General features: G+C 39.4%; 24 protein-coding genes and 1 riboswitch. Of the genes, 2 read left to right on the top strand and 22 right to left on the bottom strand.

What is annotated here, in order from left to right; genetic code table 11:
* Positions 1-3: 3 nt before the first annotated feature.
* The 10 genes from atpE to G7061_RS03180 all read right to left on the bottom strand — a co-directional run bounded on the left by atpE (position 4) and on the right by G7061_RS03180 (position 8,958).
* Positions 4-243: an ATP synthase F0 subunit C gene (atpE, locus tag G7061_RS03225; protein WP_159635521.1), complete on the bottom strand. Its 240-nt coding sequence runs from the start codon at positions 241-243 to the stop codon at positions 4-6.
* A 19-nt stretch (positions 244-262) separates the two neighbouring features.
* On the bottom strand, positions 263-937 hold the full coding sequence (locus G7061_RS03220; RefSeq protein WP_159635524.1) for a F0F1 ATP synthase subunit A: 675 nt from the start codon (positions 935-937) through the stop codon (positions 263-265).
* Complete coding sequence (locus G7061_RS03215; protein ID WP_159640779.1) at positions 924-1,274, bottom strand: hypothetical protein; 351 nt, start codon at positions 1,272-1,274, stop codon at positions 924-926. The genes G7061_RS03220 and G7061_RS03215 overlap by 14 nt, the downstream gene beginning before the upstream one ends.
* 307 nt (positions 1,275-1,581) lie before the next feature.
* Positions 1,582-2,505 (bottom strand): ABC transporter substrate-binding protein, encoded by a 924-nt coding sequence (locus G7061_RS03210; protein WP_166118896.1) that lies wholly within the window; start codon positions 2,503-2,505, stop codon positions 1,582-1,584.
* A gap of 1 nt (position 2,506) precedes the next feature.
* On the bottom strand, positions 2,507-3,253 hold the full coding sequence (locus G7061_RS03205) for a polysaccharide deacetylase family protein (RefSeq protein WP_159640785.1): 747 nt from the start codon (positions 3,251-3,253) through the stop codon (positions 2,507-2,509).
* 87 nt (positions 3,254-3,340) lie between these two features.
* A complete protein-coding gene (locus G7061_RS03200; RefSeq protein WP_159640787.1) occupies positions 3,341-3,889 on the bottom strand; it encodes a hypothetical protein in 549 nt (182 codons plus the stop codon).
* Positions 3,886-4,449 carry a hypothetical protein gene (locus tag G7061_RS03195; protein ID WP_166118892.1) on the bottom strand — a complete coding sequence of 188 codons (564 nt, stop codon included), beginning with the start codon at positions 4,447-4,449 and terminating at the stop codon, positions 3,886-3,888. The genes G7061_RS03200 and G7061_RS03195 overlap by 4 nt, the downstream gene beginning before the upstream one ends.
* Positions 4,450-4,485: 36 nt before the next feature.
* A complete protein-coding gene (locus G7061_RS03190; protein ID WP_166118886.1) occupies positions 4,486-6,657 on the bottom strand; it encodes a Tex family protein in 2,172 nt (723 codons plus the stop codon).
* A gap of 101 nt (positions 6,658-6,758) precedes the next feature.
* Positions 6,759-8,399: a formate--tetrahydrofolate ligase gene (locus tag G7061_RS03185; RefSeq protein WP_166118881.1), complete on the bottom strand. Its 1,641-nt coding sequence runs from the start codon at positions 8,397-8,399 to the stop codon at positions 6,759-6,761.
* A 49-nt stretch (positions 8,400-8,448) separates the two neighbouring features.
* Positions 8,449-8,958, bottom strand: coding sequence for a folate family ECF transporter S component (locus G7061_RS03180; protein ID WP_159635551.1), 510 nt, complete (start codon positions 8,956-8,958; stop codon positions 8,449-8,451).
* Positions 8,959-9,000: 42 nt separating this feature from the next.
* A riboswitch (THF riboswitch) is annotated at positions 9,001-9,091 on the bottom strand.
* Positions 9,092-9,263: 172 nt separating this feature from the next.
* Here G7061_RS03180 and ybaK point away from each other — a divergent pair.
* The gene (ybaK, locus tag G7061_RS03175; protein ID WP_236262207.1) at positions 9,264-9,776 is read left to right on the top strand and encodes a Cys-tRNA(Pro) deacylase; all 513 of its coding nucleotides are present in this window, start codon (positions 9,264-9,266) and stop codon (positions 9,774-9,776) included.
* A 14-nt stretch (positions 9,777-9,790) separates the two neighbouring features.
* Here the strand turns inward: ybaK and G7061_RS03170 are convergent, their stop codons facing one another.
* From G7061_RS03170 to accB, 12 genes are all read right to left on the bottom strand, one after another.
* Positions 9,791-10,462 (bottom strand): 1-acyl-sn-glycerol-3-phosphate acyltransferase, encoded by a 672-nt coding sequence (locus G7061_RS03170; RefSeq protein WP_159640799.1) that lies wholly within the window; start codon positions 10,460-10,462, stop codon positions 9,791-9,793.
* The gene (acpS, locus tag G7061_RS03165) at positions 10,455-10,808 is read right to left on the bottom strand and encodes a holo-ACP synthase (RefSeq protein WP_205700110.1); all 354 of its coding nucleotides are present in this window, start codon (positions 10,806-10,808) and stop codon (positions 10,455-10,457) included. Before acpS ends, G7061_RS03170 begins: the two co-directional genes overlap by 8 nt.
* The gene (gene fabZ / locus G7061_RS03160) at positions 10,777-11,202 is read right to left on the bottom strand and encodes a 3-hydroxyacyl-ACP dehydratase FabZ (RefSeq protein ID WP_159640805.1); all 426 of its coding nucleotides are present in this window, start codon (positions 11,200-11,202) and stop codon (positions 10,777-10,779) included. The genes acpS and fabZ overlap by 32 nt, the downstream gene beginning before the upstream one ends.
* Positions 11,203-11,206: 4 nt before the next feature.
* Positions 11,207-12,436 carry a beta-ketoacyl-ACP synthase II gene (gene fabF / locus G7061_RS03155; protein WP_166118873.1) on the bottom strand — a complete coding sequence of 410 codons (1,230 nt, stop codon included), beginning with the start codon at positions 12,434-12,436 and terminating at the stop codon, positions 11,207-11,209.
* A gap of 8 nt (positions 12,437-12,444) precedes the next feature.
* Complete coding sequence (fabG, locus tag G7061_RS03150) at positions 12,445-13,170, bottom strand: 3-oxoacyl-[acyl-carrier-protein] reductase (protein WP_166082910.1); 726 nt, start codon at positions 13,168-13,170, stop codon at positions 12,445-12,447.
* A complete protein-coding gene (locus tag G7061_RS03145) occupies positions 13,160-14,059 on the bottom strand; it encodes an ACP S-malonyltransferase (protein WP_159640814.1) in 900 nt (299 codons plus the stop codon). The genes fabG and G7061_RS03145 overlap by 11 nt, the downstream gene beginning before the upstream one ends.
* Positions 14,059-14,283 (bottom strand): acyl carrier protein, encoded by a 225-nt coding sequence (locus G7061_RS03140; protein ID WP_159635569.1) that lies wholly within the window; start codon positions 14,281-14,283, stop codon positions 14,059-14,061. The genes G7061_RS03145 and G7061_RS03140 overlap by 1 nt, the downstream gene beginning before the upstream one ends.
* Before the next feature lie 67 nt (positions 14,284-14,350).
* Complete coding sequence (locus G7061_RS03135; protein WP_166118866.1) at positions 14,351-15,316, bottom strand: beta-ketoacyl-ACP synthase III; 966 nt, start codon at positions 15,314-15,316, stop codon at positions 14,351-14,353.
* Entirely contained in the window at positions 15,303-16,094 is a 792-nt protein-coding gene (locus G7061_RS03130) for an acetyl-CoA carboxylase carboxyltransferase subunit alpha (RefSeq protein ID WP_166118862.1), read from the bottom strand. The genes G7061_RS03135 and G7061_RS03130 overlap by 14 nt, the downstream gene beginning before the upstream one ends.
* Before the next feature lies 1 nt (position 16,095).
* Positions 16,096-16,944 (bottom strand): acetyl-CoA carboxylase, carboxyltransferase subunit beta, encoded by an 849-nt coding sequence (gene accD, locus G7061_RS03125; protein WP_159640820.1) that lies wholly within the window; start codon positions 16,942-16,944, stop codon positions 16,096-16,098.
* The gene (accC, locus tag G7061_RS03120; RefSeq protein ID WP_166118855.1) at positions 16,937-18,292 is read right to left on the bottom strand and encodes an acetyl-CoA carboxylase biotin carboxylase subunit; all 1,356 of its coding nucleotides are present in this window, start codon (positions 18,290-18,292) and stop codon (positions 16,937-16,939) included. The genes accD and accC overlap by 8 nt, the downstream gene beginning before the upstream one ends.
* 2 nt (positions 18,293-18,294) lie before the next feature.
* A complete protein-coding gene (accB, locus tag G7061_RS03115; RefSeq protein WP_159645855.1) occupies positions 18,295-18,708 on the bottom strand; it encodes an acetyl-CoA carboxylase biotin carboxyl carrier protein in 414 nt (137 codons plus the stop codon).
* 85 nt (positions 18,709-18,793) lie between these two features.
* Here accB and fabV point away from each other — a divergent pair, with 85 nt between their 5' ends.
* On the top strand, positions 18,794-19,951 hold the full coding sequence (fabV, locus tag G7061_RS03110; RefSeq protein ID WP_166118850.1) for an enoyl-ACP reductase FabV: 1,158 nt from the start codon (positions 18,794-18,796) through the stop codon (positions 19,949-19,951).
* Positions 19,952-19,955 lie beyond the last annotated feature (4 nt).

Raw genomic sequence — 19,955 nt, 5'->3', positions numbered from 1 at the left:
TTATTAGAATACAAAAATTAATAAGAATGCGATAAGCATACCGTAAATCGCAGCTGTTTCAGCAATACCCGCTCCAAGAATTAACATTGAACGAATTTTACTTTCTGCTTCTGGGTTTTTACCTACGGCTTCTACAGCTTTAGCGGCTGCATAACCTTGTCCTACTGTTGAGAAAATACCTGTCATAACTGCTAGTGCGGCAGCGATCGCTACCAATCCTTTTCCAATACTTACTGCTTCCATTAATAATATCCTCCTTAGTTTAGTCTTGATATTCAACAGCGATTAAGATCGATGTTAATGATATAAATATGAACGCCTGCAAAAATGCAGAGAACATATCGAAATATAAATGTAATACTGGAGCAACAATCACTCCGAAGAAGTTAAATCCACCGATACCGGGGATAAAACTGCTAATCCAACCCGTAAACGTATAGAGCAATGTCATAATAACCGTTCCTGAGAGTACATTTCCGAATAAACGGAGTGACAAACTGATCAGTGGTGCTACCGTTCCGAAAAAGTTCGGAATGACAAAGGGGAAAAACGGTTCAAAGAATCCTTTGACGTATCCCTTTACGCCATTTGCATCTATTTTTGCATGTTGAATTAAAAGGAATGTAATAATTGCAAGTACAAGTGTTACTGAATAATTACTTGTAGGTGCAGCTAATCCTGTTAGTCCGAACATGTTTGCAACTAGAATGTAAATAAATACACTTCCAATATACGCTGCCATTCGTCGCCCGTGTTTTTCACCCATGTTTTGAATTGTGAAATCAGAAATCGTCTTAACATAAAGTATTGCTTTTAAGACGCCTCCGCGAGGCTTTTCAGTAAGCGGCAAATTCTTAAGCCGCTTGCCTCCGACATAAAACGCGATGGAGAGACCAATTGTAATGATCAAAATCGAATAAACTTCAACTTGCAACATTTGCCTTCTCCTTTGTAAAAATTCCTGTCATAAAAAGTAGCAAACGGTCTAGCAAGTATGTTGCCGCTATCGCATAAGGATTAATCCATGCCGGGAACATAAATGCCAAGAGCAAGGGTAACCATAAAATCACAAATACAAAGATGATGTATCCAACGTACTTTTTGACTGTAAACTGTTGTTCATCGAGTATGATGTTATAGAACAAATTTCTGAAATGTTCGAGTGTCAGTAAACTAGTCCAACCAATCAACCAACCTAAGCCCAATCTCCAATCGATTATCGATAGAATGATTGCTCCAACAACGCAAATTGCAATTTTTATTTTCCGTGTCATCGTTGCCTCCTTTTCATGTCTGCATTGCTTCGTCTTTTCACTTGTTTTAGTTCGAGCATGCTAGGTAAATCGTACCACAAACATGCGTCTCAATCAAACAAGCTTCCTTACTATATTACGCTATTTAAGCCGAATATCAATAACTTACCAAAAATTAATTTTGGGATAACCACAAATTGTCCCCCACATTATTCACTATATAAATAGGAAGAGAAAAAACTATAAAAACAGACCAATATATTTTGATGAATCATCCACCATGAGACCACCTACTACTCACACACATACAAAAAAGAATAGGACTGGCCTATTCTTCGATAAAACTAAAATTAACGGTATTTTTGATGGTCGGTAACTGTTCTACTAATCCCTTATTGAGAGACCATGTCGCAATCGATTCGAGTTGATCATTTGAAACTGGTTTTGCTTTCTCAAATGGGGTCGTTTTTTGATCAATGTAGGATCCCATTTGAGGTGGGAATGCATATTGTGTCAACACGGCTGCATAAGCTTCTGATTGATTCTTGTTAAGGTACTCAACCCCTTGATTATACGCACGGTAGAAGCGAGCAATAATTTCTGGATCTTTCTCAATCCGATCTTTCTTCGTTAGCAAACTTCCGCCCTTGATGCCATACTCACTTGAGCTTCCGAGTAAATGTGCACCTTGAGCAACTAGCATACCTGCTTGTGGTTCTGTAAACACTACTGCTTCGAATTGGTCTTGAAGTAGTCCCTCAAAACGCCCAGGAAAAGATGCCATCGCTAAAACTTGATAATCAAATGCGTCTTTTGCAGCAATCTCATCCATTACATACTCTAATAACAGACCTGGAATCAGTGCAACACGTTGATCTTGCAGATCTTTCATCGTTGTGATACCGGAATTAGGTGATGCAATAATTTTAAAATCTTCGTTAATATCTGAGGTTATAATATATGGAAATCCTTGTTCTTGAAACGCAAATGCTGTCATTGCGTCAGCAATCATCATGTCAATAGCACCACTTTGTGCTGCTGCATTTCGTTCTTGAGGATTGGCAAACGGAACAATTTCAACATTTATTCCTTCACTCTTAAAGAATCCTTCCTCATGTGCAATAATAATTGGCAATGCGGATTCAGCTGCAAGTGTTCCTACTTTTAAAGGTGTTTCTAAATCTGGTTTGGGTGTGTTTGAACATCCAGCAAGGACGAATAAACAGAGTAATAGTGTAATTATTTTCTTCATTTTATCTCTTTTCTAACAGTTCAACAAATGCCGAAAGCGGCATTTTATAAGGAATGATATTGCGTTTAAGCTCGAACCGTGGGGTACTTAAGGTGTTGACACCTGGCTTTGTTGTAAATGCGAATTCTATGTTAGCATTTTCCAAAGACGCAAATACCGAAGGATCATAAAATCCAAATGGATATGCAAATATTTTAGGTGCATCGACATATGTTGCACACTTTAGAATATCATCTACCACAGCTTGCTTGGGTTCTGTCTGAATAGAACCTTGAAGATGAGTACGTTGATGCATCCAATGGGTATGATTTGCGGTTGTAAGACAATCTGACATTGTCTCGAGATCTGTCCAAGACATTGTTTGAGCAACTGTAGCATCCCATGCTTTGCTCTTTTCATACATCCAACCACTAACTACAAACATAGTCGCCGGAATTTTGTTTGCTTTAAGCAGCGGATAAGCAAGTTTTTTCATCGACTGATAAGCGTCATCAAATGTCAATAATATCGCTTTAGACGGCAACATCTTTCGATCTTTATAAAAAGCTTCAACATCCTCTATAGTTATGAAATTAAAGCCATTATTAATACAATACTGCATTTGTTCTTTAAAGTCTTGAATATCCGTATACAACGCGATGGGTAAATTATCCTGGTATCCGTTCGCAACTTCAACGGGGATAGACTGTATTTCTGTATTTATTGGGGTATCTCGAAATTCGTGATAGCAAAGCGTAATAAAGTCCATGTGGTACCTCTTTCTTAGGTTATTTTAGACAGTTTTAGATCGAAAGACAATATTGTGAAATCAAGTGCCTTTTAAACAAAAAAGAGGTTAGGCCTCTTTTTTTGAATGATAGACTTCTAGAATCAATGCTAGAATAAAACCTATTCTGAATACAAACTCCAATACTGAGACAAGCACCAGAATAATTGTGAATCCTTCAAGGAAGGTTCCGATGGAACCTACTAAAATCATCACTGTAAACGAAATGGCAAGAAATTGATAGAATCGCTTATAGAAATCATTATGCGCATTCTCTGACGCGTAAACCATTAGAAGGACATCTGCCATCCGAATTAGAACATACGTAATTAGCAAGAAATTGGATAAAATTGCGATCATTGTGAACATATCAGTTGTCATCATTGGAACAAATGTACCGCTCAAAAAGACAATCGCAAAACTTAGCATTAAGGACGCTAGACTCCAAATTAAATACTTGTTTTTGGTAATTGTGAATAACTTAAATGTTGCAAATATTTGAATCCCTAATCCAATTACCATGACAATAGGATATTGTTTCAATACTGTCGCAAGCATCGAGATGATCAATCCACTGATGAGGATCATTGTTTGCGTTATTTGGTCTTTCGTTTTCATATTTCCTCCGTCTTTAAAGATTTAGTGTTGAGATAAAGTTCTGTTAAAAGGGTTGCTACAAATCCCGCATAACCTGTAACTTCGAACACCGATACCATGACATCCAATATTGTAGGAATCGGAAAAGCAAATCCGAGTGTTCCAACGCTTACGAACATAACCATAACAAAGGATAATACTTGATAAATACGTGTCAAGAACGGATTACGCGAAAGTTTAGATACGTAAAGAATAACGAGTGCATCAGCAATTCCCATCAAAATGTAAGATATTTGTAGTGCGAACGACTGGTTTCCAACTGTTCGGGCTATTTCTCCAGACTGAGCAAGAAGAAACGTTCCACTAATAAACGATACGCCAAAGCTTGCAATTTGCGCAATTAAACTTGCTAACAGCAACTTTGATCGCGATGGAATTAAAAGTTTCACCGTCACAAATAACTTCAAAATCAGTGATAGTGTCATGATGATTTCATTTCGCTGCATCACTAATGAGGTGATTGAGAGAACGTGACTGAGTGCTAAAACCACGTAAATTAGAACTAGTTTTTGATTTTTCATGAATGCTCCTACATTCTAGGTATCCAACATGATTTATTATGACGCATCCAAAGGTAGCATTGAAAGTTGAATTCGCTGTTTCTTGAGATCAACTTCAAGTACCCAGACTTGAACAATATCGCCAACTGAAACAACATCAGTTGGGTGTTTTACAAATTGTTTACTTAATTTAGAAATATGAACCAGACCATCTTGTTTAACTCCGACGTCAACAAAGGCACCGAAATCCACGACATTTCGAACAGTTCCTTGAAGTTCCATACCTGGTTTTAAATCTTCCATACTCAAGACATCTTTACGTAATAATGGCCCTGCCATTGATTCGCGCATGTCACGTCCTGGTTGTTTTAATGCAGCAAAAATATCTTCTAAAGTAACCTTCCCAATATCGTATAACGAAGCAAGCTCATTAATTGACATGCCTTCAATTTTGCCTTTCGTTGCTTCTGTTCCCAATTCCTCAGGTTTAATATTTGAGTGCTTTAAGATTTTTTCAGTAGTAGCATATGCTTCAGGGTGAATTGCTGTGTTATCGAGGATATACTCCCCGTTTGGAATTCGTAAGAATCCGATTGCTTGTTCATATGATTTAGGACCTAAACGCGGTACATCTTTAATCGCCTTACGATTCTTAAAAATGCCATGTTCTTCACGATAAGTCACAATGTTTTGTGCTGTTGTTTTTGTCAGCCCAGCAACGTATTCTAAGAGCTGTGGTGATGCTGTATTCACATCAACCCCAACCTGGTTAACTGCTGTTTCAACGACAAAATCAAGTGCAGTCGTTAACTCTTTTTGGGAAACATCATGTTGGTATTGACCGACACCAACAGATTTCGGATCGATTTTCACGAGTTCCGCCAGTGGATCTTGAAGGCGACGTCCAATACTTACAGCCGAACGTTGTTCAACTTGTAAATCTGGAAATTCTTTACGTGCAACATCAGAAGCAGAATATACAGATGCTCCTGCCTCATTCACAATAACGAAGGCAGTTTTACCACCAAGTTCACTTAAAGCTTTTGCAACGAAAGCTTCCGATTCACGAGACGCTGTACCATTACCAATGGCAACGGTATCTACATCAAATTTTGTAATAAGATTTTTGAAAATTGTCGCAGCTTGAGCGCGCTTATGCTCAGGGGCCGGTTCATGTGGATAGATAACATCAATAGAACCAACTTTCCCCGTTGCGTCAACGATTGCTAACTTACAACCGGTACGATACGCTGGGTCAAATCCCATAACCGTTTGTCCTTTTAAAGGTGCTTGGAGCAGTAAATTTCTAAGATTTTCACCGAAAATATGAATTGCTTGTTTATCTGCTTTTTCTGTCATCATATTTCGAATTTCACGTTCAATGGCCGGCTTAATGAACCGTTTGTAACTATCTGTGTAACCATTTTGAACATATTCAACAGTTGCGGAGTTACTCTTGTTCCCAATTATGCGACGACGGAAGTACTCAAGAATACGAGCTTCATCAATCTCAATATCAACTTTTAAAACACCTTCTGCTTCTGCTCTGTTTAGTGCTAAAATTCGATGCGATGCAATTTTATCAACAGGCTGTGAAAACTCGTAATACATCTCATAGACTTCACGCTCATCTTTATCTGCATCTTTAACTTTACTGACTACAACCCCATGTTTTGAGGTCATATCACGAATCCATTCGCGATAACTTGGCTCATCCGAAACAACCTCCGCGATAATTTCGTGAACGCCCGCTAAAACATCCTCGCGGGTATTGAGTTCGAACTCTTCGTTTAGGTATGCGTCCAGCCCTTCCAGATTGAACGAATCTGGTAATGCCATAAACTCGATCGCTAACGGCTCTAAACCGCGCTCACGGGCGATTGTCGCTTTTGTGCGGCGTTTTTGTTTATACGGACGGTATAAATCCTCGACTTTTTGAAGAACCGACGCATTTTGAATGTCTGCAAGTAACGTTTCCGTCAATTTCCCTTGCTCATCAATGAGACGAATAACTTCTTCTTTTCGTTTTTCAAGATTTGTAAGATACTCAAAACGGTCTGCAATTTCACGGATTTGTACCTCATCAAGACTTCCCGTAACTTCCTTACGATAACGTGCAATAAACGGAACAGTATTGCCATCTGCCATTAAATCCAAAACAGCATCAATTTGGTGTGCTTTGAATTGATTTAATTCATTTTTTAGTAATTCATTGACATTAGTTTCCATATCTTTTCTGACCTCATTTACTACAGATAGTTTATCACAATTTATGAGTCTGTGTTGTATGCGATTTCATTTGAAGAAAAAAGAAAAGACGCATATGCGTCTTATGTTAATCCAATGACCGTACCATCATAGTCCATGTTTACAGCATTTGGTATTTTTGGTAATCCAGGCATTGTCATAATTGCTCCCAATAATACTACCAAAAATCCAGCACCCTTGGCTAAACGCACATCGCGAACATTGACGACAAAATCACGCGGGGCATTCAGTGCTTTAGGGTCATCACTAAAGGAATATTGTGTTTTAGCGATACACACTGGCAGTCCTTGCGGATAGGTTTCCAAAATCTTATCAATTTTCGCTTTCGCTATATCAGAATATTCTACCCGATTCGCACGGTATATTTCTGAAGTAACTGTCTCAATCGCTTTGTAAACATCGACAGATGCGTCATAAAGGTAATTGAAACGGTTATTTTTTTCGCACAAGGCAACAACGTGATCAGCAAGTTCGAGTGCACCCGAACCCCCTTGGCCATAAACATCGGTTAGAATGATTGAAACATTGAGCGTCGATGCTAATGTTTGAAGGTACTCAATTTCTGCTTTCGTATCACTTGGGAATCGGTTAATAGCGATCACGATGTTGTCACTATACTTCCGCATGTTCTCAAGATGCTGCTTAAGGTTAGCACTTCCAAGTGCCAACGCTTCAAGATTTTCTTCATTCAAGTCATGAACCGAAACGCCTCCGTTATACTTCAAGGCACGTATTGTCGCTACCAAAACTGTTGCATCTGGTTTAAATCCTCCAATACGACATTTGATATCGTAAAATTTTTCTGCACCCAAATCTGCACCGAATCCCGCTTCAGTTACAACGTAATCACCAAGCTTCATTGCCATCTCAGTCGCAAGAATTGAGTTGCAACCATGGGCAATATTTGCAAATGGTCCACCATGGATAATTGCCGGTGTATTTTCTAGTGTTTGCACAAGGTTAGGACGCATCGCATCTTTTAATAAGAGTAACATCGCCCCCACTGCTTCGAGGTCTTTCGCAAGGATTTCGTGGCCTTCGATATCATAAGCAACGATAATATTTGACAGACGGTTTCGTAAATCATCCATATTTTTTGCTAAGCAGAAAATCGCCATAATTTCCGACGCTGCTGTAATATCAAAAAATGTTTGATGTGGTGTTTTTTTGCTTTCAATTTGAAGACGTCGTAAGGCACGATCATTCGTATCTAATGCACGTCCCCAAACAATATTATTAAGATCGATTTTGAGTTCATTACCATGATAAATATGATTATCAATCATAGCTGCTAGTAAGTTATGTGCAGCCGTAATTGCATGAAAGTCACCATTGAAATGGAGGTTAATATCATCCATTGGAATAACCTGTGAATATCCTCCACCGGTTGCGCCACCTTTCATGCCAAACACTGGCCCCAAAGATGGTTCTCGAAGTGCTGTCACCGTCTTATAACCGCGTTGGTTCATCGCCATCGACAATCCAATATTAACCGTTGTTTTTCCCTCACCCGCTGGTGTTGGATTAATAGCTGTCACCAGAATTAGTTTTGCTTTTCGTGGGCGGTCTAACAGTGATAAATCAAGTTTTGCTTTGTAGTTACCATACACTTCATACTCGGTATCTTCGAGACCAAGTTGGTCCGCAACGACACTAATTTTTTCATACTTTGCTTCTTGTGAAATTAATGCATCATTTTTCATACTATCACCCCTTCAATTACACCTAGTGTACCATAATAAAAATGGTCTATTATAGACCATTTATCAGTTTCTCACCAAATTTTTGGCGTTGTAGCGCTGTGATGAGTGAACCGTTAATAATTATTTCTAGTGGGAGCATAATCGCTGACTTTAAAACACGAGGCCCAATGATTGCGGAAAAGGCTTTCCCACCCATCATATAGATCCAGGTCGAATTCAACAACAAGCTTACAAACGCAAAATGAAAGAAAGAAATCCCAATGACCCAAAGCCACGGTTTATCCTTACCTTTCAACATTCCCCATGCTGCACCAGTTACGGCTGCAGAGACGGTAAACCCTGGAAAATAGGGCCCCGAAGGCAATAGTGTAGCTCCAATTAGATCGGCAATTATCGCGATAAGCATCGATTTTTTAACACCCATTAAATACCCAGTTACTGCTAAGGGTATAAACGTAAAGCTGATCTTTGTGATCGGAGTCGTCACACTCAATAAACGTGATACAACAATTTGTATTGCAACAAACATTGCCATCACTGCTATTTGTTTTGTTTTCATTTCAAATCCTCTTTTCTTTTCAAGCAAGTTAAAGAAAAGTTATGCAACGGAGGCAATAACACACTGCACTTTCGTTTCGTCCAGAGGCGACTTCCCATCCTTCTGGCACTTAACACATGTTATTTACTTTGCTTGATGTAACAAGAATACCAATAGCAAGGCACATATTCAAGCATTTACCCCTTTGAATTAACATTCCACATAATTCCTGATGTTTACGTTAATCCGAAGCGACAGGTACATGATTCCACACGATTTACTATATCTCGCTCTAACTCTGTGTTAGACTATTTGTAGGTGATTACATGAAAATAAAGAAAACAAACGCAATGCGTATTCTTGATCAAAAAAAATATGCATATAATATGTACGAATATAGCAAAGATGAGATAGAAAAAGGAATCGATGTGCCCACTCAAATCAATCAGCCAGCCCAAAAGGTATTTAAGACGATTGTCCTTGAAAGTGGTAACGATCATTTTGTAGCGGTTATTCCAATTTTTGATCATATCGATATGAAAAAAGCAGCCAAGGCACTTGGTGTAAAACGGGTCGAGCTTTTGCATTTAAATAAATTGTTTGATTTGACCGGATATGTACGGGGAGGATGCTCACCACTTGGCATGAAGAAACAGTTTCCAACAGTCATCGCTGACTCTGCGCAGTCGATGGATGAAATCATTGTATCAGCAGGCAAAATAGGCCAGCAGATGGGCCTTAATCCACTCCATCTCAAAGAAGTAACACGGGGATCATTTGCTGCCATTACAGTCGATGAAACACACACTTCAGACAGCGATATGAAAAGCGACTTTTAATAAGTCGCTTTTTTTTATTGATAAGCTTGTTGCATCAACATCTCCATACGACGTTTGACTTCAAGACTTAATTCTGTTCCCTTCAATTTATTAAAAGTTTCCGGGAGCATGGGTTCGCCAAAGAACACCTCATAATTACGTGTGTTTTTCTTATAGCTATTTTTGATGTACATTGGGACAATTGGAACCGTACTCTTTCGAAGCACGGAAAACATGCCCGCTTTAAATTCAACCATTTCTTTCTGATGGGACCGAGTTCCTTCTGGAAATGCCAGTAAAGAATGTCCTTCAGTAGTATCTTCAAGTGCTTGTTTAAGTAGGGTCAATGATTGGCGTGGGTCTTCCCTATCTAACGGATACGAACGGGACATTTTCATAAATGACCCTGTTATAAAACTTGTAAACAATTCTTTTTTGGCAACAAAGCGGAATGGTGTTTCAACAATTCCTAGGGTAACGAAAATATCATTATGGGATTGATGGTTCGATAAGTAGATACAGGTACCTGGATCCACCGGTCGATTTACCGGAGTAATCGTTTTACCTCTGATACCAAAATAATGACGTGAATACATCTTCAACTCACGGTCAATTTGGTCATCTGAGCCATAACGGCGCAACCATTGCGAACGAATCCAATAATACGGCAACGCAATAAACGTTACTAACATATAAAAATTATCCATAAATAATCACCATTCCAATCGCATACGCTCCATCATGGCTGATTGAGACTGCGCCTTTATCGCTAATTGGAGCTCCTAAATCATTTTTCAAGACTTCAAAATCATGAAAATCAGTCACACCAATGCCAGTTCCCATAGCCTTTGAATATGCTTCTTTACACGCATATCGACCACAAAGAAACTCTAATCTTCGACGAGGTGTGGTAAGTTTTTCAAACAATACTATTTCCCGCTCTGTTAAGATACGTTGCAAGAAACGCGGATCAGTGACATGTTTCTCGAAACGAGGCATATACACTAAATCGATTCCTGTTTTAATCGCCAATGGCGAATTTGATTGTTCCAAGGGCACAAACCTCCCCATTAACATACGCTTTTGCTTCTGCAATACCCATAATACTCTTGAGTTTTACGAGTTCAACATGAAGTTCTATTTGATCTCCAGGAATAACCTGTTTCTTAAATTTAAAGTTATCGATTCCAACAAAATAGGCTATTTTCCCTTTGAATTGCGGTTGCGACAACAATACAATCGCTCCAGCTTGTGCTAAAGCTTCTGTAATCAAGACGCCAGGCATCACATGTTTTTGAGGGAAATGACCCATGAATTGCATCTCATTTGCCGATACATTCTTAATTGCGACAATAGATGTTTCCGTCATCGTTTTCACCGCATCAACAAGTAAAAATGGGTATCGATGTGGAATAATCGCTTGAATATCATTTGAGTTCATTAACATAAGACTACACATCCTTTCTGAAGACAATCACAGCATTATGCCCACCAAATCCTAGGGAATTCGACATCACTGCATTAACTTCCATCTTGCGAGCGACATTGGGGACATAGTCTAAAGGACAGTCTTCGTCTGGTGTTTCATAATTTATAGTTGGTGGGACAATGCTTCGTTCCATTGCTTTAATAGACAAAACAGCTTCAATACCACCAGTTCCACCTAAAGCATGACCATGCATAGATTTTGTTGAGGAGATTGCGACCTTAGATGCTTGATCTCCAAAAACTTCCATGATTGCTTGGGATTCAAATTTATCATTTAAAGGGGTGCTTGTTCCGTGCGCATTAATATATGAAATATCTTCTGGAACCATATTTGCATCACTTAAGGCCTGACGCATCGCATCCACAGCACCTTCTCCATTTGGAGCAGTAATATGAAAGGCATCACACGTTGAACCATATCCAACCATTTCTCCATAAATCTTTGCTCCGCGAGCCATTGCATGGTCATATGATTCTAAGACAAGGACACCTGATCCTTCACCTAAAACAAACCCGTTACGGTTTTTATCAAACGGGCGTGACGCACGTGACGGATCCTCTTCAGTACTTAATGCGGTTAAGGCATTAAATCCTGCAAGTGTATACGGTGAAACACCAGCTTCTGTTCCCCCAGCTAGCATAATGTCAGCATCGCCATATTGAATCATACGAAATGCGTCACCAATTGCATGTGTTGCGGCAGCGCAGGCTGTTGTAACACATGAAACATGACCCTTTGTATTCAGCGAAATCGCGACATTACCAGCTGCCATGTTGGGAATAATCATTGGAATAAACATTGGTGGAATTTTACCATACCCGCCTTCAAAGGCACGATTTAAGTCATTTGCAAAGGTCTGCATGCCACCCATGCCGGTTCCCATAATCACTCCAGTTCGCTTTGGATCGTGATTTTCATCATTGAGTCCAGCATCGCGATATGCTTCGTTTGCAGCATAGACCGCAAATTGACTAAAAAGATCTTGACGACGCGCATCTCGCTTGGTCAAATACTTTAGCCCATCAAAATCCTTAACCGGAGCTCCAATTTTTACTTTTAAATCTGTTGTATCAAAATGAGTTATGCGTTCAATACCACTGATACCATCAATAGCATTTTGAAACGCGGTTTCGACATCATTACCTAAAGGACTCACAATTCCGAGTCCCGTAATCACTACACGTTTTTTCATAGTTACCTCTAAATCACCATACCACCACACACATTGAGTGTTTGCCCAGTTATGTATTTTGCCTGGTCGCTCACTAAAAAGCTTACAGCGTGTGCAATGTCTTCGGGTTCCCCAAATTGTTTTAGTGCAATTGCATCCAAGATTGGTTTTCGGATGGCTTCGTCAAGAGACGCTGTCATCTCCGTTTCAATAAATCCTGGAGCAACACAGTTAACGCGAATACCGCGCGTCGCAAATTCTTTAGCAATGCTCTTAGAAAAGCCAATGAGACCTGCTTTACTTGCAGCATAGTTTGCTTGTCCAATATTGCCAACCACACCAATTACAGACGTAATATTGACGATTGCACCACTTTTTTGGCGCATCATTGGTTTCGTAATTGCTTTAACCATATTGAAAGGTCCGACCAAATTAACATCTATAACATCTGTAAAGTCAGTGGCTTGCATGCGCATCATTAAGTTGTCTTTAACGATGCCTGCATTATTGACAAGAACATCAATACGACCTTGTTCGGTCTGCACTGTTTTAATAAAAGCATCACAAGCTTCAAGGTTGCGTGCATCTACTTGATGTAATTTAAAAGTTGGTGTTTCAAGACGTGCAACATAGTCCGGTTCATAATCTCGAACATATGTTCCATATACAAGATAGCCGTCACTTTCTAACTGGCGGGCAATAGCCAGGCCAATCCCTTTTGTTGCGCCAGTTACGATTGCTATTTTATTGGTCATCAATAAGTCCTCCCAATGTTTCAGCAGAATAGACGTTATACGTTTTTACTGTATCGCCACATATCTCTTTTACAAATTTAGAAATTGACCCTTTAGGACCAATCTCTATTATTGTATCCACACCCATATCCACCATTTTTTGGATTGATGCCGCTAGTTCCGTTGGTTCGGAAATATGACGTGCTAATGTATCCACAAAATTATCTGATTGGACTTGCGCATGAATATTGTTGATGAATGAAATCTTAGGTGTTCTGAAGGGAACTGACTCAAGTACACCGCGTAACAATGCACTTGCGGGCTTGAGCAATGCCATATGGGATACCGTTGATACTTTCAAAGGTATCACCATTCGAACACCAGCTTCTTTGAGCGCTGGAATAACAGCTTCGAGCGCTTCTACATTTCCACCGATTACAATTTGTGACGGTGTATTAACATTACAAATCGCGACGTCATGTCCTTGAAGTACCGCTTCTACCGTATGACGATCAGTTTTGAGACATGCTGCCATGCCACTTGTGTACGGAGTGAGGGCATTATGCATAATTTCTGCTCGTTTTTGGATAAGGGCGAGTCCCGTTTCAAAGTCGATGACTCCTGCTTCAGTAATGGCATTGTATTCCCCTAATGACAAGCCACAAACGACATTTGCTGAAATGTTATTTGTTTCTAGTAATTGGGCAATAACTGTATGCAGTACATAGAGTGCAGGTTGGGTAAATCGTGTTTCACTAAGTTGTGATTCATCTAATTTTAAGACATCATATCCTAGTATTTGTGATGCTTGAGCGTATGTACGTGCCGCACTGGGGTACAACGCTACAAGATCTTCACCCATGGATACAAACTGCTGGCCCTGGCCTGCAAAAATATAACCAACTGTCATTACTGTTTCGATTCGATATATGCGACAATATCATTTACTGTTTTTAATGTCAGAATATCTTCAGTTGGGACTTCTACACCATATTCGCCTTCAAGTTCCATGACAATTTCCATCACAGCAATTGAATCTGCTCCTAAATCATCTAAGATTGATGCATCTTCCGCAATTGTTGCTACCTCAACATCTAAAATTTCTGCTACTATTTCTTTAATTTTTTCGTTCATAATTTTGCTCCTTTAATTTACTTTGATATTCAAACTATATAGATTTATCGTTTATCTGTCAACTGAATTAGATGTCCAGAAGCGCTGTCCCGTAGGTCAGCCCACCGCCAAACGCTATCATAATTATTTTCATTCCGGGTTGAATTCGGCCGTCTTTAACTGCTTCATCCAGTAATATAGGCACACTTCCCGCAGAGGTATTACCAATCCCTTTTACATTACTCAAAAATTTATCTGTGGGTACTTTGAGTGCACGTGCTGCACTATCAAGAATACGTTGATTGGCTTGGTGTGATACCACATAATCAATATCGTCCATACTCAACTTATGTTTTTGAAGTATGGCATTAATTTCTGTTTCCATCGTTTTCACCGCAAATTTAAAGACATCCGAACCTTTCATTTTGAAATGTTCATGCGCAATTAAATCGCGAGGCAACAATGGATTGGGATGATCGGTTAAATTGGGTGCCGTAATACTTGCCAAAACATCTGTTTCGCCGCCAATGACACAATCAATCGTTCCTGAAGGTGCCGCTTCCATCACAATCGCACCTGCACCATCACCAAATAAAATTGCAGTTGATCGGTCCGTAAAGTCTAGATAACGCGAGTTAAAATCAGCACCAATCACAAGCACTCGCTTGTATACTTCGGCTTTGATGAATGCATGAGCGTTTTGAAAAGCATAGAGGAATCCCGAACATGCTGCATTGATATCGAACGAAGGAATGGATCGTTTAATCCCAAGGTTTGAGCGAACTTGGTTCGCAACCGTTGGAATGAAAGTATCTGGGGTATAGGTTGCCACAATAATACAATCAATGGTCTCAACATCCAAAGATGCGAGAGCTTCAAAAGCTGCTTCTGTTGCCATATAGGTTGTACTCTTATCACTAAAACGGCGGGCTTCAATTCCAGTTCTTTTTTGAATCCATTCATCGTTGGTATCCATGATTTTACTTAAGTCAGTATTGGTCACTTTAAAATCAGGCACATGTCTTCCTGTAGCAATAATTTTACTTGTTACCATGTTCTACCTCACCCATATTTCTAAATCGTTCATAACGGTGCTTTACAAGACTTGAACCACGCTTCTTCTTATACTTTGAAAGCGATTGATAAAGTTTATCACCGATTTGTTGTGCTAATTCTTGGTTATCATCATGTTCCACAATGATATCGTCAATGATTCCCAGGGTTAGAAGGGCATCACTCGTGATTTTCATATCATCAACAATTTCCTTTGCCTTCGATGCATCTTTATATAAGATCGAGGCGAAGCCTTCTGGCGAGAGTATGCTATAAATTGAATTTTCGAGCATCCATACTTCATTCGCAACAGCAAGTGCTAGTGCACCACCACTCCCTGCCTCACCAATAATAACCGCAATAATAGGAACTTCAAAGGTCATCATTTGCATCAAATTTTGAGCAATTGCTTCCCCTTGTCCGCGTTCTTCTGCACCAATACCAGGATACGCTCCTGGTGTATCAATAAACGTTATAATTGGTCGTTTAAACTTTTCAGCTTGTTTCATAAGACGAAGTGCTTTACGATACCCTTCCGGATGTACCATTCCAAAATTTGCTTTCAGGTTTTCCTCGGTATCGCGCCCCTTAACAACACCAATCACAGTGACTGGCAAATCTTTGAGCATACCAATACCGCCTTTAATGGCTGAGTCATCACCAAAGTAGCGATCACCATGAAATTCCATAAAATCTGTAAGAATGGTATCGAAAATTGTTTGTGTGTTAATTCTATTCTTTGAACGCGCGCGTTCAACTTTTTCCCATGCAGTCGTCATGTTACTTACCGTGAATGCTAAGTATTTTTACGAGTTCTTGTTTCATATCATGACGTGATACGATTGCATCCACAAATCCCTTCTCTAATAAAAACTCAGATTTTTGAAACCCTTCTGGTAATGGTTGTTTCAATGTTTGTTCAATCACCCGCGGTCCTGCAAAACCAATAAGTGCTTTAGGTTCTGCAAGAATGATATCTGCAAGCATGGCAAAACTAGCAGTAACACCACCTGTAGTCGGGTCTGTTAAGACATTAATAAATAAGCCGCCATTATCTTGAAAACGGCCGACAGCTCCACTTGTTTTTGCCATTTGCATCAGACTGAGCATCCCTTCTTGCATCCGTGCACCACCAGAGGCACTAAATACAATGACAGGTTTCTTTTGTTGCATACCGCGTTCAAAGGCACGTGTTACTTTTTCTCCAACAACAGTTCCCATTGATCCCATGAGAAAATTTGAATCCATAATGACTGCAATTACTTCATGATTGCCAAGGGTTGCTTCTCCACAGACAACCGCATCGTAGACTCCTTGTTTTGAATTTAAGTCATCCAACTTAGAAGCGTATCCTGGAAAATTCAGAGGATCTTTTGATTTAACCCGATGGTTAAATACTCGAAAACTATCAAAGGTCATTTGCACGCGTGACGCTGCATGCATACGATAATGATGGTCGCACGCAGGACATACCCAACGATTATTCTGAATTACTTCTAGTAACTGAGTTTTTTCGCATTTAGGACATTTGTCATACATGCCATCCGGAACCTCGATTGACGCAGATAAATATTCAGGATTTTTTATTGCATCTACTTTTGATTTTTTATCTTTTAAATTTTTAAACATGTTTATCTCCCTTCAATAGTGTCTGAACTAATGTCGTATCATACACATTGTCTTGGAATTTTTGATTGAGAAGGATTTCGAGTTGGAAGTCCACATTAGTTTTAATGCCATCCAAGTCAATTTCCTCTAGGCAACGAATTGCTTTCTCCATTGCTTCATCACGATTGCTTCCGTGTACAATTACTTTCGCAATCATTGAATCGTAGAATGGAAGAATTTTATACCCTTGGTACACAAACGAGTCAATACGAACACCATTTCCACCTGGGAAATGAAGCCCATTCAACGTTCCTGCCATAGGTCTAAAGCCTTGATCAGGATCTTCTGCATTGACACGAATCTCAATAGCATGGCCGTTTGTCTTTAAATCTGATTGCTTAAGTGAGAGCGGCTTTCCTTCAGCAATTCGAATTTGTTCTTTTACAATATCCACGCCGGTTATTAATTCGGTAACTGGATGTTCCACTTGAATCCGGGTATTCATCTCAATAAAGTAAAAATTTTCGTCTTTATCCATGATAAATTCCAACGTTCCTGCAGAGACGTATTGAACTTGTTTCGCAGCCTTTGTAGCGACATCATACAGTTTTTTTCGAGTCTTAGATGATAGGTTTTGAACTGGTGCTTCTTCAATCATTTTTTGGTTGTTGCGTTGAACCGAACATTCACGTTCAAAAAGATGCACACTATTGCCATGCTTATCTCCTAGAATTTGAATTTCAATATGCCGGGGACCTTCTACAAATTTTTCGATATAGACGTCTGCATTATTGAATGCATTAAAAGCTTCTTGACGTGCTTGGTTAAAAGCATCTTCCAATAAAGAGGCATCATAACAAACACGCATGCCTTTACCACCGCCACCAGCCGTTGCCTTGATTAACACTGGATAACCGATTTCTTGTGCAACCTGATAAGCCTGCGCTAAATCATGAATCAACCCTTTTGATCCAGGCACAATTGGTACTCCAGCAGCAATCATCGTTTCTCGGGCAGTTTGTTTATCGCCCATTTTGTCAATTAAGTCTGCACTGGGTCCGATAAAGGTAATTCCAACACGTTCACATGCACGGACAAAATCTGCATTTTCACTCAAAAAACCAAATCCAGGATGTATCGCCTGGACTTGAGTATTCACAGCAGCTTGTAGAATTGCGTTGTGATTTAAATATGAATTTTCAAGACGATGATCGCCAATACATATTGCCTCATCGGCTAACTTTACATGTAACGAATCACGGTCAACTGTTGCATAAACTGCCACTGTCTTGATGTTCAATTCGCGGCATGCACGAATAATCCGAACAGCAATTTCACCACGATTTGCGATTAAAACTTTTTGAATCATTGTCATTCAATTACAAATAACGGTTGATCAAAGTCTACCGTAGCGCCTTCTGATACATAGATTTCTTTTACGACACCTGCTTGTGTCGCTTTGATTTCATTCATTACTTTCATCGCTTCAATAATGCAAAGGATATCGCCAACTTTGACAGTTTGTCCTACTTTTACAAATTCAGGTGCATCTGGTGATGGTTTACTATAGTAAACACCGACTAACGGAGATGTCATCGCGTTGGTTGCAGATGTTGGTTCTGGATTAACTGGTGCAATCACTGCCGGAGCCGATGGCGATGGTATAAATGTATTTGTTACTGGTTTTTGTAATGCGATTTCAAAATCTTGATTTTTATAGGTTAAGGACTCAAGTCCTGATGTTTCTAAAATGTCTATTAATTGCTTGATATCATCAATGTTCATAATTTACCTCCAAACAAATAGTTTGATATTCAAACTAAATGATAATATAATGATTTTTGTAAGTCAACAAAGGAGAATCGTGTTTATGATGACAATCAAACCGTTAATTCGCGATAATATCGCACTCAATGCCCACCCAGAAGGGTGTTTCCAAAACATTAAAAATCAAATTAAAGAAGTTCAAAATCTTCCAAATATCACAGAAAAATCACTCAATGTTCTGATAATCGGTGGAAGTTCGGGCTATGGATTAGCAACCCGTATAGCCTTAACATTCAATGCTCATGCCTATACTTACAACGTCAGTTTTGAGCGTGGTCCTAAAGGTCGTAGCACTGGAAGTGCTGGTTACTACAACAATACTGCTTTCGCTACATTGGCACAGGAAAATGGGTATGCGTCCGATGATTTGAACGCTGATGCGTTTAGCCATGAAACGAAACAAAAAGTTATTGCTGATTTTGTAGAAGCTGGTCGCAAAATTGATTTAGTCGTCTATTCAGTTGCTAGTGGTATTCGCATTCATCCCGATACCCAAGAGAAATTTGTATCAACATTAAAACCAATTGGTACACCTTTTGAAGGATATTCAATCGATATTGCGAAAGAGACACTGTTCCAAGAATCATTACAGCCAGCAACATCTGAAGAGATCGAGAATACACGAGTTGTTATGGGTGGTGATGACTACGAACTTTGGATTGATGCGCTCCTAGAAGCCAATCTTCTAAACGACCACGCTAAAGTTGTAACCTACACATACGTCGGTTCTGAAGTCACGTATCCTATTTACAAGGATGGTACTATCGGAAACGCCAAACGGGACTTAGAACGCGCTAATGCTGCAATTAATAAAAAGCTTCAACCGATCCATGGTGAAGCTATTATTTCAGCATCGAAAACTGTTGTAACCAAGGCGTCTGTATTCATTCCAACTGTTGCCTTGTATGCAAGTGCATTGTTTAAAGTCATGAAAATAAAGCAAACACATGAGTCGATCACAATGCATAAATACCGTTTGTACAAAGATATGATTTATGGAAATCAAGCGATTATTGATGCGGATGGGCTCTATCGTTTAGACGCGTATGAGCTAGACGCTGCAACACAACTAGATGTACAGGCCATTTTAAATGACGTTACAGCAGAAAACTTTAAATCCATCACGGATTTCGAACAATTTAAGCATGATTTTTTAGCACTTAATGGCTTCGACCTTTCTGATGTTGACTACCAAAAATAAAAGG

Source organism: Erysipelothrix sp. HDW6B (genome assembly GCF_011301115.1).
In the GTDB taxonomy this organism is placed as follows: domain Bacteria; phylum Bacillota_I; class Bacilli_A; order Erysipelotrichales; family Erysipelotrichaceae; genus Erysipelothrix; species Erysipelothrix anatis.
The sequence above is the reverse complement of the archived record's forward strand: the minus strand, read 5'-3'. Positions and strand labels throughout refer to the sequence as shown.